Annotated in this window: 10 protein-coding genes and 1 pseudogene; 6 read left to right on the top strand and 5 right to left on the bottom strand. The window is 62.6% G+C overall.

Features of this window, described 5'->3' with window-relative positions; all coding sequences use genetic code 11:
• Positions 1–122 precede the first annotated feature (122 nt).
• Together NKG99_RS00820 and hisN are read left to right on the top strand one after the other, a co-directional pair.
• Positions 123–1070 (top strand): N-formylglutamate amidohydrolase, encoded by a 948-nt coding sequence (locus NKG99_RS00820; protein ID WP_352863264.1) that lies wholly within the window; start codon positions 123–125, stop codon positions 1068–1070.
• Between the two features lie 355 nt (positions 1071–1425).
• Positions 1426–2199: a histidinol-phosphatase gene (gene hisN / locus NKG99_RS00825; protein ID WP_352863266.1), complete on the top strand. Its 774-nt coding sequence runs from the start codon at positions 1426–1428 to the stop codon at positions 2197–2199.
• Positions 2200–2208: 9 nt separating this feature from the next.
• Here the strand turns inward: hisN and NKG99_RS00830 are convergent.
• Together NKG99_RS00830 and NKG99_RS00835 are read right to left on the bottom strand one after the other, a co-directional pair.
• Positions 2209–2466 (bottom strand): annotated as a pseudogene (locus tag NKG99_RS00830) (AraC family transcriptional regulator); the annotation flags it as partial.
• Positions 2451–3428, bottom strand: a complete 978-nt coding sequence (locus NKG99_RS00835; protein WP_352863267.1) for an alpha/beta fold hydrolase — start codon at positions 3426–3428, stop codon at positions 2451–2453. The gene NKG99_RS00835 and the pseudogene NKG99_RS00830, both read right to left, overlap by 16 nt.
• Positions 3429–3906: 478 nt before the next feature.
• Here NKG99_RS00835 and NKG99_RS00840 point away from each other — a divergent pair, with 478 nt between their 5' ends.
• The gene (locus NKG99_RS00840) at positions 3907–4374 is read left to right on the top strand and encodes an Hsp20 family protein (protein WP_352863269.1); all 468 of its coding nucleotides are present in this window, start codon (positions 3907–3909) and stop codon (positions 4372–4374) included.
• A 70-nt stretch (positions 4375–4444) separates the two neighbouring features.
• On the opposite strand, the gene NKG99_RS00845 is transcribed toward NKG99_RS00840, so the two are convergent.
• On the bottom strand, positions 4445–5494 hold the full coding sequence (locus NKG99_RS00845; protein WP_352863271.1) for a threonine aldolase family protein: 1050 nt from the start codon (positions 5492–5494) through the stop codon (positions 4445–4447).
• Between the two features lie 502 nt (positions 5495–5996).
• Between NKG99_RS00845 and gltB the strand changes: the two genes are divergently transcribed.
• Positions 5997–10748, top strand: coding sequence for a glutamate synthase large subunit (gene gltB / locus NKG99_RS00850; RefSeq protein WP_352863272.1), 4752 nt, complete (start codon positions 5997–5999; stop codon positions 10746–10748).
• Positions 10749–10887: 139 nt separating this feature from the next.
• Positions 10888–12342: a glutamate synthase subunit beta gene (locus NKG99_RS00855; RefSeq protein WP_352863273.1), complete on the top strand. Its 1455-nt coding sequence runs from the start codon at positions 10888–10890 to the stop codon at positions 12340–12342.
• Between the two features lie 56 nt (positions 12343–12398).
• On the opposite strand, the gene NKG99_RS00860 is transcribed toward NKG99_RS00855, so the two are convergent.
• Both NKG99_RS00860 and NKG99_RS00865 read right to left on the bottom strand, forming a co-directional pair.
• Positions 12399–13613, bottom strand: coding sequence for an SGNH/GDSL hydrolase family protein (locus tag NKG99_RS00860; RefSeq protein ID WP_352863275.1), 1215 nt, complete (start codon positions 13611–13613; stop codon positions 12399–12401).
• Positions 13614–13689: 76 nt separating this feature from the next.
• Positions 13690–14910 carry a lytic murein transglycosylase gene (locus tag NKG99_RS00865; RefSeq protein ID WP_352863276.1) on the bottom strand — a complete coding sequence of 407 codons (1221 nt, stop codon included), beginning with the start codon at positions 14908–14910 and terminating at the stop codon, positions 13690–13692.
• A 209-nt stretch (positions 14911–15119) separates the two neighbouring features.
• On the opposite strand from NKG99_RS00865, the gene galU reads away from it, so the two are divergent.
• Positions 15120–16022, top strand: coding sequence for a UTP--glucose-1-phosphate uridylyltransferase GalU (gene galU / locus NKG99_RS00870; protein WP_352863277.1), 903 nt, complete (start codon positions 15120–15122; stop codon positions 16020–16022).
• Positions 16023–16026: the final 4 nt, after the last annotated feature.

Raw genomic sequence — 16026 nt, forward strand, 5'->3', positions numbered from 1 at the left:
AAGCCCGTTAACCATCCTGTATATGAGGAGGTGAGGGTAAACATCAAGTGAACGCGGAAGGCGATGATCCATATTTGCCCCGGCTGCGCGGCCGCTGAAATGCTGGACACGCGGCCAGCAAGGTGGCACTTTCACATGATGATGCACTGGTGTTTTCGGGTTCGTTCAAATTGAAGACGGCAGCCGAGGATTTTTCGGTCTTTCCACCCTTCGAAATCCGGTTGGGCGCCGAGCAGCGCGTCCCCTCCCCCTTCCTCTTCAACTCACCGCATAGCGGCCGCCACTATCCAGAACGCTTCCTGGCCATGGCGAGGCTGGACCGCAACGCCATCCGCCGATCGGAAGACTGTTACGTCGATGAGCTGTTCGGCGGCGCCGTCGCGCTCGGCGCACCGATGCTGGCGGCGAATTTCCCGCGGGCCTATCTCGACGTCAACCGCGAGCCGTGGGAGCTCGATCCGCGTATGTTCGCCGAGCCGGTGCCGTCCTTCTGCAATATCCGCTCGGCGCGGGTGGCCGGTGGACTTGGCACGGTGCCGAAGTTGGTCGGCGAGGGGCTCGATATCTATCCCGGCCGCTTGCCGCTGGCCGAAGCGGTCGCCCGCATCGAGGCCGTCTACAAGCCTTATCATGAGACGCTGAAGCGGCTTTTGACCAGGACTCATGCGCGTTTCGGCTTCGCCGTGCTGATCGATTGCCACTCGATGCCGGCGAGCATTCGTGTCGGCGACAGCGGCGTGCGGCCCGACTTCATCATCGGCGATCGTTTCGGCATCTCGGCCGCCGCGGCCCTGACCGAGACCGCGATCGGCCTGCTCACCGCCATGGGCTATACCGTCGCCCACAACAAGCCCTATGCCGGCGGCTTCATCACCGAGCACTATGGCCGCCCGGCGCGCCATCTGCATGCGCTGCAGATCGAGGTCAATCGCGGGCTCTACATGAACGAGCGGACATTCGAGAAGGCCGCCGGCTTCGACGCTCTGGCCGACGATTTGACGCGATTTTCAGCCGACCTGATGTCGATGCCCGACCATCATTTCGTCGACCTGCCACTGGCCGCGGAGTGAAATCCGCCTTGTATGCATGTCGTTGCCCCATGCTTTTGGGCGACATGCATTGGAAATCGCGGCGTAAAAAAAGACCGCATCGTTTGCACGATACGGTCGAAGTCTAGGGAGGAAACGCCCAAGGAGGGCATGGACAGGAAAACCTGTCCGAGGATGAGGGTATTGTGCGCTGCACAAATGTCAAGCGACCTTCAGGCTTTTTTAATTCACTCTGATGTGGAAATTGCGTTTCGACGGTGCTTGTGTGACATCCAGGCAACAGATGGCGCTGCGGAAAAATCGTCGAACACCCTTGTTTTGGCACAAAATTGGCGGCAGAGCACGGCTTGAGCATGCTGCAATGCGGGAGAATCAGTTGGACATCAGCATCGATTTCATGCGCCGCATCGCGCAGGCAGCGGCGGCGGAGACCTTGCCGCGCTTTCGTAGCCAGGGGACTGTCGCCAACAAGGAAAAGGGCAGTTTCGACCCGGTCACCGAGGCCGATCGCGAGGCTGAGCGCGCCATCCGGACGCTGATATCGGCGCGGTATCCCGACCATGGTATCCTCGGCGAGGAGCACGGTAGCGAGAACATTTCGAGCCGGCATGTCTGGGTGATCGACCCGATCGACGGCACCCGCGCCTTCATTTCCGGCCTGCCGGTATGGGGGACGCTGGTTGGGCTGACGGTAGATGGCGATGCTGTGGCCGGCATGATGTCACAGCCCTTCACCGGTGAGCTTTTCTACGCCAACGCCTCCGGCTCTCACTATGAGGGTCCAGGCGGTCCGCGAAAACTGACAACCCGCAAGACGACGAAGCTGGCCGAGGCGACGCTATTCACCACCACGCCGGCACTGTTCAAGGACGAGGCGCGCAATCGCTACGACCAGTTCGAGAAACAGGTTCAGCTCGCTCGCTACGGCACCGATTGCTACGCCTTTGCCATGATCGCGTCGGGAAGCGTCGATATCGTCGCCGATCCCGGTTTGAAGCCCTACGACATCGTGGCGCTGATCCCGATCATCGAGAAGGCCGGTGGTGTCGTCACCACATTCGATGGCGGACCAGCGGAACAGGGCGGTGACGTGCTCGCCGCAGCAACGCCGGAGCTTCACGCGGCTGCCATGGCCGCCTTGCGCGGCTGATATTATATTTCAGCGCGACCTTATCGAGCGCTGGAATTCCGCTGGCGTGCGGCCGTAAACCTGTCTGAAAGCGGAACTGAAATGGCTGTGGCTGGAGAGCGCGCGCGCCAGCCGCAGGCGCAGATGGTAGCGGTAGAGCGGCATGGCCTCGACCTGCTGGAAGACTTGCGTCAGATAGACCGGCGAGACGCCGACCTCGGCGGCAATGTCAGCCAATGTCCAGCGCCGTGACAGCCAGCGATCGGCGCTTATCAGGCAGTCGGGTCGTCGCTGCCGGGAATGAAGGCATCGAAGGCGGCGAGCAACTGCTCACGGTAGATGTCGGCTTCCTGCAGGATTTCGTGACGGGAACCGTCGATCATCAGCAGCGAACCGAGCCGCAGACGCCTGGCGTAGGCTTCCACGGCCCTGGTCGAGACGACCTGGTCGGCGCCGGCGGCGATTATCAGCAGCGGAATCTGGATCCGAGCCATGAAGTCGGGGTCGCTGACGGCTTCAGAGGCTTTCGCGGCTGCCCGCAGCCAGCGGATCGTGGGGCCCCCAAGTGCCAGTTGCGGGTACTCTTCGTAGATCCGCGTGTTGCGCCGATAGCGCACCGGGTCGCTCGTCAGCTTGTTGGTCTCGAACGGGGCCGTCACCTTCGGCCGCGGGCCCCAGGCGGCATAGAGCCGGCCGAGGCCGACAGCGCAAAACAGCGAACACACGCGGCGAACCGTCGATATCGAGACCGGCAGATCGGGCAGCGTCAGGAAGGGCGCGATCAGCACCATGCGCCGCACGCGGTTCACCATCGACCGCGCGGCAAGCAGGGTGATCAATGCGCCCGCCGAATGCGCCAGGATGTAGTAGGGACCCCGGCAGTCGGGCAGCACGATCTCCTCGAAGAACTGTTCGAGGTCCGCGGTATAGTCGCCGAAGCTCCTGACATAGCCGCGCTGGCGATCGCGGATCAGCCGGTCGGAATCGCCCTGGCCGCGCCAGTCGAGGGTGGCGACGCCAAAGCCGCGATCGGCGAGGTTGCGGATGGTTTCGAAATATTTCTCGATGCACTCGTTGCGGCCAGACAGCAGGACCACGGTGCCCTTCATCGGGCGAGCGACCGCGCCGAACAGGCCGTAGCGGATCTTCTTGCCTTCGCGCGTGGTGAAGAAGCCGCCGGAAGCGTTTTCCGGCCGCGGATTGCCCTCAATTTCGTGAAAAAGGGGGTTGTCGTTGAAAAGATCCGTCATTCGGCGCTTCGTGCTTGGCGTCTCGCATGCCTGCCTGTGCCGGCCGGCTCGCTAAGGTGATAGACGCCCATGCGCCAAAAGCAAAGCAATTCACGGCAACGGAGGCTGGAACGGGGAAGGCCGGAAGCCGCTTGAAAGCATGCTTCCGGCCTCTGTCGATCCGGGAGGAAGGGACGTTGACACCCGGTCGGCCTCGGTGCGGTGCCTGTTGTGCAATCGGCGCCGCCAATCCTTGATCCTGGAATGCACCTTAGCCCCGGTTGTCTGAACGCGCGCCGAAGCGACGGTTCATCTGCCGTTCATCAAGGCACCAGCCGCACGGCTTCTTTGCCACCGGATGTAATCTTGAAATGCATTCGAGCGCTCCCCAAATGTCTGGTGCGGCCGCCAATGTTGGGGCCGCTGGTCCAGCCGAAACGCCGCTCAAGGGTTTCGCACCGGCCATACGCAAACCATGTTGCTCAACAGGAGAACACTCATGCGTCACGTTGATTTTTCCCCGCTCTATCGTTCGACCGTCGGCTTCGACCGTCTCTTCACCATGCTCGATTCGCTTGCGCAGCCGGATGGCGCGCAGACCTATCCGCCCTACAACATCGAGCGCACCGGCGAGGATTCCTATCGCATCTCGATGGCGGTTGCCGGCTTCTCGGACGAGGAAATCTCGATCGAAGCCCATCGCAATGTGTTGACCGTGAAGGGTGAGCGCAAGGACGAGGGCACCGGCGAAGGGTCCGAACTGCTCTACCGCGGTATCGCTTCGAGGGCTTTCGAGCGCCGCTTCCAGCTTGCCGATCACGTCGAAGTTGTCGGCGCCGCGCTGAAGAATGGCCTGCTCTTCGTCGACCTCACGCGCAACATTCCCGAGGAACTGAAGCCGCGCAAGATTGCGATCACCTCGGCTCCGGCCAAGGCCAAGCAGATCGAGGCCAAGTCCGCCAATTAAACCTGTAGCCTCCCAAGGCAAAGGCGGCGCCGAAAGGCGTCGCCTTTTTTGTTGTCCGGGACATCGATTATCAAGCGATCAACTGACCAAAGCGGTCGACTTCCCCTGCCGTGGTGGCGAAGCTGGTGACGAAGCGATAGAGCAGCTCGTCCTCGCTGATGTGGCCGTCAAAGCCATGTGGCTTATGCCAGTCGTAGAAGGCAGCGCCGGCTGCCTGCAGCTTTTCGGCGTCGGCTTTCTTGATCACCGCGAACACCTCATTCGCCTGCGGCAGCCAGGCCAGCTTTGCCGTGGCCGAATCCTCGATCGCCGCCGCAAGGCGCGCGGCCATGGCGTTGGCGTGGCGGGCGGTGTCCAGCCACAATCCATCCTTGAAATAGGCCTCGAACTGCGCCGCGACGAAGCGGGATTTCGAAAACAGCTGGGCGGCGCGCTTGCGCAGGAAGGCCAATTCCCTGGCGCGGTCGAGATCGAACAGCACGATCGCCTCCGCGCACCAACAGCCGTTCTTGGTGCCGCCGAAGGAGAGGATGTCGACGCCGCGTTTCCAGGTCATTTCGGCTGGCGTCGTGTCGAGCGCGACGAGCGCGTTGGCGAAGCGGGCGCCATCCATGTGCAGGGGCACCGAATGTCGTTTGGCGATCACCGAGATCGTCGCGATCTCATTCAGCCCGTAGATAGTGCCGACCTCGGTCGACTGGGTGATCGAAACGGCCATCGGCCGTCCCCAATGGACGATTTCGGGCGCGAAACGGCCGATGGTCCGTTCCAGATTGTGCGGGTCGATCTTGCCAAGCGCGCCATCGATCTCATGCAGGCGCGAGCCGCCGGAAAAATATGACGGCGCGCCGCATTCGTCCTCGATGACATGCGATTCGCGGTGGGCGAAGGAGATGCCGCCAGGCTTGTTATAGGCGGTCAGCGCCAGCGAGTTGGCGGCAGTGCCGGTTGCGACGAAGAACACCGCGACCTCGCGTTCGAAAATCTCATTGAATCGCTGATAGACTGCCTTGTCGAGCGCACCGTCGCCATAGGCGTTGGAAAAGCCGCCGGCATTGGCCGACAGGCCAGCAACGATATTGGGATGGGCGCCTGCCCAATTGTCGGAAGCGAAGAACATGCATCTGCCTATGTCTAGGGAATCGGGGTTTTGGGGAAATCGGGGTTTGGGGAAGTCAGCCTGAAGTTGACCGGTTTCGCGTGCTGATCGCAAGGGGCCAGACGCCGGAAAATCGGTAACGCCAGCCAGGCCGGCAGGGCAGAGATTGGCGACTGAACCTTACGTTTTTACCCGACTTCACGTAATTTTCTGTCGCGAAAGGCCCAAGTTTTTTGTGAATCGGTCTTGTATGCGTCCGGAATTTCTGTCATAAAAATTTAGGACAGTAGTGCTGTCTTATTTTGTCGCACAAAACGAGCTGGATTGGCGTATCATTTGGGCCTCTCCGGCTGTTGCCGCGAGCGACAGGTGGACGGCCTCAATCTGGCCTGTACGATACGAACCATGTGGAAAGCCGCCTGGTCCGGCAAGGATTTCGCAAGACGTGCCGCAAGGATCAGGGTGAGCCAAGCGCTTGCCGAGGCAAACCAGCGCCCGACGGGCTGGGAACGGAGGACAGGAGATGACGGACATGACGCACTCTGCGACGAACGGCCAGGCCGCGCAGACGAAAGCGGCAGCCGTCAAAAATACGTCCCTGACCAATATCGGTAGATCCAACATTGGCCGCACCGGCAACGGCTTTTCCGCCCGAGGCCTCTACGATCCGCGCAACGAGCATGACGCCTGCGGCGTCGGCTTCATCGTCAACATGAAGGGCGTGAAGTCGCATCAGATCGTCAAGGACGGGCTTGCCGTGCTCGAAAACCTGACGCATCGCGGCGCCGTCGGTTCCGATCCCCTGGTCGGCGATGGCGCCGGCGTGCTGGTGCAGCTTCCCGATCGTTTCTTCCGCGAGGAGATGGCGGCCCAGGGCATCGACCTGCCACCGGCGGGCCAGTACGGAGTCGGACATTGGTTCATGCCGCAGGACGCGGCACTTCGCGCCCATATCGAGGACATCATCGCCGAATCGGCGCAATCCGAGGGGCTTCCGCTCATCGGTTTCCGTGACGTGCCCGTCGACAATTCGTCGTTGTCGAAGGCGGCTGATATCGTGGCGTCCGAGCCGTTCCACCGGCAGATCTTCATCGGACGCACGCCAGACATTACCGACGACGAGGAGTATGAGGCCAGGCTCTATCTGCTGCGCAAGGTCATATCGGGCCGCATCTATGCCGAGAACGACAACAAGGACATCGGCGCCTATTGCGTGTCGCTGTCGGCGCGCACGATCGTCTACAAGGGCATGTTCCTGGCCTATCAGGTCGGTGCCTATTACAAGGACCTGATCGATCCACGCTTCGAGACGGCACTGATCCTCGTCCACCAGCGCTTCTCGACCAACACCTTCCCATCGTGGAAGCTGGCGCATCCCTATCGCATGGTCGCCCACAATGGCGAGATCAACACCGTGCGCGGCAACAACAACTGGATGGCGGCGCGGCAGGCGTCCGTCGATTCCGAACTGTTCGGCAACAACATCTCGAAGCTTTGGCCGATCTCCTATGACGGCCAATCCGATACCGCCTGCTTCGACAATGCGCTCGAGTTCCTGTTCCAGGGCGGATACAGCCTCAGCCACGCCATGATGATGCTGATCCCGGAAGCCTGGGCCGGCAACAAGCTGATGGATGCCGATCGCAAGGCCTTCTACGAATACCATGCGGCACTGATGGAGCCGTGGGACGGACCGGCGGCGGTGGTCTTCACAGATGGCCGCCAGATCGGCGCCACGCTCGACCGCAACGGACTGCGCCCGGCGCGTTACATCGTTACCGACGACGACCGCGTCATCATGGCCTCGGAAGCCGGCGTGCTGCCGGTGCCGGAGGAGAAGATCGTCAAGAAGTGGCGGCTGCAGCCTGGCCGCATGCTGCTGATCGACCTGGAGAAGGGACGCATCGTTTCCGACGAGGAGCTCAAGTCGGAGATCGCGGCCAAGCATCCCTACAAGACCTGGCTCGCCAATACGCAGCTCATCCTGGAAGATCTGAAGCCGGTCGAGCCGCGCGAACTGCGCAGGGACGTCAGCCTGCTTGATCGCCAGCAGGCGTTCGGCTACAGCCAGGAAGACACCAAGCTGTTGATGTCGCCGATGGCGACGACAGGCCAGGAAGCCGTGGGCTCGATGGGTACCGACACGCCGATCTCGGCCATGTCGGACAAGTCGAAGCTGCTCTACACCTATTTCAAACAGAACTTCGCCCAGGTCACCAACCCGCCGATCGATCCGATCCGCGAGGAACTGGTGATGAGCCTTGTGTCCTTCATCGGGCCGCGGCCGAACATCTTCGACCTGGTCGGCAATTCGCGCCGCAAGCGGCTCGAGGTGCGCCAGCCGATCCTGACCAATGGCGATCTCGAAAAGATCCGCTCCATCGGCCACACCGAGGACCGCTTCGACACCAAGACGATCGACATCACCTATGGCTCCGCCGAAGGGGCCGCGGGCATGCAGGGCGCCATCGACCGCTTGTGCGAGCGGGCGGAGGCGGCGGTCGCCGGCGGCTACAACATCATCATCCTGTCCGACCGCCAGGTCGGGCCGGACCGCATCGCCATACCGGCGCTTCTGGCGACAGCCGCGGTCCATCATCACCTGATCCGCAAGGGGCTGCGCACCTCGGTCGGCCTCGTCGTCGAATCCGGCGAGCCGCGCGAGGTGCATCATTTCTGCTGCCTCGCCGGCTATGGCGCCGAGGCGATCAATCCTTACCTTGCCTTCGACACGCTGCTCGACATGCACAAGCGTGGCGAGCTGCCGAAGGAAGTGGACGCCTACGAAGTCGTCTCGCGCTACATCAAGTCGATCGGCAAGGGCATCCTCAAGGTGATGTCCAAGATGGGCATCTCGACCTACCAGTCCTATTGCGGCGCGCAGATCTTCGACGCCATCGGGCTGAAGACCGATTTCGTGCAGCAATATTTCACCGGCACAGCGACGCTGATCGAAGGCGTCGGGCTGGACGAGATCGCGACCGAGACGCTCAGCCGCCACGATGACGGTTTCGGCAACGACCCGGTGCTGCGCAACAGCCTCGAGGTCGGCGGCGAATACATGTTCCGCATGCGCGGCGAGGCGCATATATGGTCGCCCGACGCGGTCGCCACATTGCAGCACGCCGTGCGCCAGGGATCGTGGGAGACGTTCAAGGACTATTCCGCCCAGATCGACAGCGAGACGGCCCGCGCACAGACCATTCGCGGCCTGTTCAGGCTCAAGCTGGCCGAGGAGACTGGCCGAAAGAAGGTCGCGCTCGACGACGTCATGTCGGCGGCCGACATCGTCAAGCGGTTCTCGACCGGGGCGATGTCGTTCGGCTCGATCTCACGCGAGGCGCACACGACGCTGGCGCGCGCCATGAACCAGATCGGCGGCAAGTCGAACACCGGTGAGGGCGGCGAAGAGGCCGACCGCTATCTGCCGCTGCCTGGCGGCGGCAAGAACCCCGAACGCTCGGCGATCAAGCAGATCGCCTCCGGGCGTTTCGGCGTCACGGCCGAATACCTCGTCAATTCCGACATGATGCAGATCAAGGTGGCGCAGGGTGCCAAGCCCGGCGAGGGCGGCCAGCTGCCCGGCCACAAGGTCGACGCGACCATCGCCAAGGTCCGGCATTCGACGCCGGGCGTCGGCCTGATTTCGCCGCCGCCGCATCACGACATCTATTCGATCGAGGATCTGGCACAGCTGATCTACGATCTGAAGAACGTCAACCCGGCGGCCGACGTGTCGGTCAAGCTGGTGTCGGAAGTCGGCGTCGGCACGGTTGCGGCGGGCGTCGCCAAGGCGCGCGCCGACCACATCACCATCTCCGGCTATGATGGCGGTACCGGTGCCTCGCCGCTGACCTCGCTCAAGCATGCCGGCAGCCCGTGGGAAATGGGCCTCGCCGAGACGCACCAGACGTTGGTTCTGAACGGCTTGCGGTCACGCGTTGCGCTGCAGGTCGACGGCGGCTTGCGCACCGGCCGCGATGTCATCATCGGCGCGCTGCTCGGCGCCGACGAGTTCGGCTTCTCGACCGCGCCGCTGATCGCGGCCGGCTGCATCATGATGCGCAAGTGCCATCTCAACACCTGCCCGGTCGGCGTCGCGACGCAGGATCCGGTGCTGCGCAAGCGCTTCAAGGGTACGCCCGAGCACGTCATCAACTTCTTCTTCTACGTGGCGGAAGAGGTTCGCGGTCTGCTTGCCGAGATGGGCTACACCCATATCGACCAGATCATCGGCGACACCGACCTGCTGGAAAAGCGCGACCTGATCGTGCACTGGAAGGCACGCGGGCTCGATTTCTCGAAGATGTTCTTCAAGCCGGATGCGCCGCATGAAGCGGTGCATTGGACCGAGCGGCAGAAGCATCCGATCGACGACGTGCTCGACCGCAAGCTGATCGAACTGGCCAAGCCGGCGCTCGAAAGCAAGCAGCCGGTCAAGATCGAGGTCGACATCCGCAATGTCGACCGCTCGACCGGCGCCATGCTGTCGGGCGAAGTGGCCAAGCGCTTCAAGCACAAGGGCCTGCGCGAGGACACGATCTCGGTGAAGCTCACCGGTACCGCCGGCCAGTCCTTCGGCGCCTTCCTGGCGCGCGGCATTTCGTTCGAGCTTGTCGGCGCCGGCAACGACTATGTCGGCAAGGGCCTGTCGGGCGGCCGCATCGTCATCCGGCCGCCGGAAGAGGCCAAGATCGTCGCGGCGGACTCCATCATCGTCGGCAACACGGTGCTCTATGGCGCGACCGAGGGCGAGGCCTATTTCGCCGGTGTCGCCGGGGAGCGTTTCGCCGTGCGCAATTCGGGCGTGGCGGCTGTCGTCGAAGGCGTCGGCGACCATGGTTGCGAGTACATGACCGGCGGCATCGTCGTCGTCATCGGCCAGACCGGCCGCAACTTCGCCGCCGGCATGTCGGGTGGCGTCGCCTATGTGCTCGACGAGGCCGGCGATTTCGCGGAGCGTTGCAACATGGCGATGGTCGAGCTGGAACCGGTTCCGGAAGAAGACGATTTGATGGAAAGGCTGCTGCACCATGGCGGCGACCTTGATCACAAGGGTCGCGTCGACGTGTCCGGCGACATGACCAGCCATGACGAGGAGCGGCTCTACCAGCTGATCTCGAACCATGTTCACTACACCGGTTCGGTGCGCGGTCGCGAGATCCTCGACGACTGGACGACATTCCGGCCGAAATTCCGCAAGATCATGCCGGTCGAATACCGTCGCGCGCTGATCGAGATGGAACGCATGCGCATGGGCGTGGCGGCGGAATAGATTGGAATTGCCGGGAGGCCCAGGTTTCCCGGCCCATCTTCATCGATAGTTTGACCTCGTGCGAAAGGTTGCCATGGCTGCCTCAAGAGGTTAACGGGTGCGGCGAAAACCGCACCATCTGGACAGCAGGAACTGGACTATGGGCAAGGTAACAGGCTTTCTCGAAATCGACCGGCAGGTGCACAAGTACCAGCCGGCCTCCGACCGCATCCGGCATTTCCGTGAATTCACGCTGCCGATGTCGGACAAGGAGGTCGAGAAACAGGCCGCGCGCTGCATGGATTGCGGCATTCCGTACTGTCACGGGCCGACAGGCTGCCCGATCCACAACCAGATCCCCGACTGGAACGACCTCGTCTACAATGGCGACTGGGACAACGCGATCCGCAACCTGCACTCGACCAACAATTTCCCGGAGTTCACCGGCCGCATCTGCCCCGCGCCCTGCGAGGAAGCCTGCACGCTGAACCTCGAGGACATTCCCGTCGCCATCAAGACGGTGGAGCAGGCGATCGCCGACAAGGCCTATGAAACCGGCCATATCAGGCCTTATCCGCCAGAGAAGAAGACCGGCAAGCGTGTCGCCGTCATCGGCTCCGGCCCGGCCGGCATGGCGGCTGCCCAGCAGCTCGGCCGCGCCGGCCACGACGTCCATGTCTATGAGCGCGAAAGCCGGCCCGGCGGGCTGATGCGCTACGGCATTCCCGACTTCAAGATCGAGAAGCACTATATCGACCGCCGGATCGAGCAGATGCAGGGCGAGGGCGTCACCTTCCATTGCGGCGTCAATGTCGGTGTCGACAAGCCGGTTGCCGAGCTGCTGGTCGAACATGATGCCGTGCTCTATTGCGGCGGGTCGGAAACGCCGCGTGCGGCCGGCATTCCCGGCGATGATCTCGGCGGCGTGCATGACGCGATGCCGTACCTGGTGCAGCAGAACAGGCGTATCGGCGGCGAACCGATCCAGTCTGTGGCGTGGCCGTCGCATCCGATCATCGCCGGCGGCCAGCATGTCGTCGTCGTCGGCGGCGGCGATACCGCGTCCGACTGCGTCGGCACCGCCTTCCGCCAGGGTGCCGTGCGTGTTACCCAGCTCGACATCCGTCCGCAGCCGCCGGAGAAGGAAGACAAGCTTTCGGTCTGGCCCTACTGGGCAACCAAGATGCGCACCTCGTCCTCGCAGGCCGAAGGCGCGGAGCGCGAATTCCAGGTGGCAACGCTCGAATTCATCGGCGAGGAAGGCCAGTTGACCGGCGTCAAGTGCTGCGAGGTCGACGACAAGCGCAAGCCGATCGTCGGCACCGAATTCGTCATCCGCGCCGATCTCGCCTTCATCGCCATCGGCTTTGCTGGTCCGGCGAAGGCTGGTGTGGCGACTGAGCTGGACGGTGAGATGAAGATCGTCACCGACAACCGCCGCTCCAGGAATGTCGAGGCCAACGACCGTGACTACAGGACCAGCGTCGACAGGCTCTATGCGGCGGGCGACGTGCGTCGCGGCCAGTCGCTGGTCGTCTGGGCGATCCGTGAGGGCCGCCAGGCGGCACGCTCGATCGACGAGGCGCTGATGGGATCGAGCGTTCTGCCGTGGTGAATAGTGAATAGTGAATAGTGAAGATATCCTCCCATTCACCATTCACCATTCACCATTCACCGATTGATCGCGGTCGTGGTGTCGGTCGCGATGGCAGCCTTCGGCGGCCAGGAGAAATCGTCGGCGCGGCCGGGCGAGGCATTTGGTGCCTTGCCCTCGATTACTAGCTTTTCACCCGGCAGGTCCGGATTAGCCTTCGCCAGCGGTGCCGCGCCAAGCAGCTCGGTGCCGCCATCGAGTGCCGGATCACTGAGCAGCATCGGTGCGGTTCGGTCGATGACAATGGGGGCCGCGGCCGGCGCCGGCGCCTCCACGGGAGCGCCGGCCGGGGCGGATGCCGTGACCACACTCCCCGGCGCGGTCAGTCCGAGGATCTTCAACAGCGGCTTTTCGGCATAGAAGGCAAGCTTGCGCTTGCCTGCCTTCGAGACGTTGATGCCGTCATCGGCGCGCAGTCGCACCGGCTGGCCATTGATATCGGGGCCGCTGGTGACGAAGGCACCGTTCTCATCGACGAAGCCGTCCCAGATATCGACGAATTCGCCACCATGGCTTTCGGCGGCCTGACGGTAGATGTCGTTGAAGGCAAGCATGTCGGAGGTCATCTTCTGTACCCGAAAGGCCGGCATGCCGACCCAAAGGAAAGGCACCTTGGCCTCCGTAATGGCTTTGCCGAACGCGTCGGTGCGACGCTCATATTCCTTGGTCCAGGTTTCGGACCGCGGCTGTTCGCGGACGTCGCCGATTTTCATCTGTTGGCGGTCGTTGGAGCCCAGCATGACGATCACGGCGGCGGGTTTTTCGGTCTCGATCAACGACTTGATCTGTTCGGGCCAGTTGTAGAAGTCGTCACGCACGAAGCCGGACGAACCATTGCCGCGAACGACGATCCTGACGCCGGCATTCTCGGCAAAGGCGGTGTCGAGGCCTTCGGCGAGACCGGCCGCCATGAAGTCACCGACCACCAGGACGGTGCGGGCATCCGGCGCCTTTTCGACCACAGGGGTTTCCGGTTCCGCGGGCGGGCGCGGCGTCCGGGGTTTTTTCACCTTGGGCCTGGGCCTTGCCTTCTGGATATCCAGCGGCGGCTCGAACCGCTCGCTGCGGCGCGGGAACAGAAGGTCGCGCAACGACCAGCCGCGGTCTTGCTGCTCCTGCGCCATGGCCGGTGCATGAAAGGCGCCGGCCATACCGACGGCGAGCACGATTACGGCCAGAATGAGCACCGGCATGCGACGAACAAGCCCTGCGATGCGCGCAGCCGAAGCCAATCGTTTCCTCCATCCCTGGCAGATCGCTACAGTGTCCTTTGCGCGCCCGAAAGGCCGCGCGGCACCGCAGGTGGCTCTATTTCCGCCGGAGCCACTTCAGCACTTCCATGCTCGGATAGCCATCCTGGGCCAAGCCGGCGCCGGCCTGGAACGCCATGATGGCTGACTTCGAACCGTCGCCGATCTTGCCGTCGAACTTGCCTTCGTAGAGGCCGTGCTGGGAAAGCCGCTTCTGCAGCTCCTGCCTTTCCTCGAAAGTGAGCTTGGTGAAAGGCCGCTTCCAGTCCTGCACGAGACCGCTGGAGCCGGCGATCTCGTCGGCAAGAAGACCGACGGCAAGCGCATATTTGTCGGCATTGTTGTAGGCTTTGATGACCGAGAAATTCTTGATCATCAGAAAGGCTGGCCCGCTGCGGCCGTCCGGCACCTTCAGCGTCGCCTTGTCGGAGCCGTTCTTGAACGGCTTGCCATTGGCCCTGACCACGCCGAGAGCCTGCCATTGCGACAGCGTCTTGGAACCGCCGGGAAGTTTGCCGGCAGGCAGGGCGACCTCGTAGCCCCAGGTCTTGCCTGCCTGCCAGCCATTCTTCTTCAACAGGTTGGCGGCGGTCGCCAGCGCATCGGGAATAGAATTCCAGATGTCGCGCTTGCCGTTGCCGTCCATGTCGACGGCATAGTGCAGGTAGCTGGTCGGGATGAACTGGGTGTGGCCCATGGCGCCCGCCCACGATCCGCTCAGATGGCTTTCGTCGATATCGCCGGTCTGGAGGATCTTCAGCGCGGCGATCAGCTGGGTGCGGGCGAATTTCGCCCGTTTCGGATCGGCATAGGCCAAGGTCGCCAGCGAGCGCACGACGTTGCGCATGATGTCGTCGCGCTTGAGGATTTCGCCATAGTTCGATTCCATCGACCAGATGGCCAGCAGGATGTAGCGGTCGACGCCGAACCGTGACTCGATCCTGTCCAGCCACGGCTTCCATTTCCTGGCCATCTGCTGGCCGACCGAGACCGACTGGTCATGGACGCGGTTGTCGAAATAGTCCCAGGCAGGGGCAGTGAATTCAGGCTGCGTGCGCGCCTTTTCCAGCACCACCGGGTCAATATCCCTGATGTCCCTGAAGGCCTCGTCGTAGAGGGCGCCGGAAACGCCGCTCTGCACGGCGGTGGCGCGGAAGCCGGCAACCCATTGCCGGAAGCCGGCATCGGCGAAAGCGGGGCCAGGCATCAGCAGAGCGAGCGAGAGGCTGGCTGCCGCTATGACGCTGGCAAAACGTTTTGCGGCATTGCGAACGGACATCTTTTCCTCCTTCTCTGTCTCAGGAAAGACCATTCATCGCCGAACCAGGTTAGGAATTAGTTTACCATAGGTGCCGCCGCGAACGAAAAGACGTCTCGAAGGTTTCCGGCGAACGCTCCTGCCCTGTCGGCCAGTAATCCTCAATTCCGGCGTGAAAATGTCTTGCAACGGGGATTGCGGAGCTGCCCATCAAACGGATAATTGACTGCATGAAGAGAGTTCGCAAGGCAGTGTTCCCGGTCGCCGGTCTCGGCACACGGTTTCTCCCGGCCACCAAGGCTGTCCCCAAGGAAATGCTGACCGTCGTCGACCGACCAGTCATCCAATATGTGGTGGATGAAGCGCGCGAGGCCGGCATCGAGCATTTCATCTTCGTCACCGGCCGCAACAAGGCCGTCATCGAGGACCATTTCGACATCCAGTTCGAGCTCTATGACACGCTGGCCCAGCGCGGCAAGGACGACCAACTCGCTCGCCTGCAACGGCTGCAGCCGGCGCCGGGGCAGACCAGCTTCACCCGCCAGCAGGTGCCGATGGGGCTCGGCCACGCCGTCTGGTGCGCCCGCGAGCTCGTCGGCGACGAGCCGTTCGCGCTTTTGTTGCCCGACATGATCATGCAGTCGGAGAAGAGCTGCATGAAGGCAATGGTCGAGCTCTACGAGGAAACCGGCAACAACATCATCGCCGTGCAGGAATGCGATCCCGCCGAAGCCCACAAATACGGCATCGTCGGCCGTGGCGAGGATACGCATCACGGCTTCCGCATCACCGAGATGGTGGAAAAGCCGAAGACCGGCACCGCGCCGTCCAATCTCTACATCAACGGCCGCTACATCCTGCAGCCCGAGATCTTCAAGATCCTCGAAGTCCAGGAAAAGGGCGCCGGCAACGAGATCCAGCTCACCGACGCGATGCTGAAGCTGGAAAAGCAGCAGGCCTTTTATGGCTACCACTATCGGGGCCGCACGTTCGATTGCGGATCGCCGGAAGGTTTTGTCGAGGCCAATGTCGCCTTCGCACTGTGGCGCAGCGACATGAACGAGAACATGGCCGGCGTGATCCGCACCCTTCTCGATGAGATAAGACCATCGGAGCGGCTCGGCGCCGCTTAAGGCA

Origin of the sequence: Mesorhizobium sp. M1409 (assembly GCF_040317535.1) — a bacterium.
Classification (GTDB): Bacteria; Pseudomonadota; Alphaproteobacteria; order Rhizobiales; family Rhizobiaceae; genus Mesorhizobium.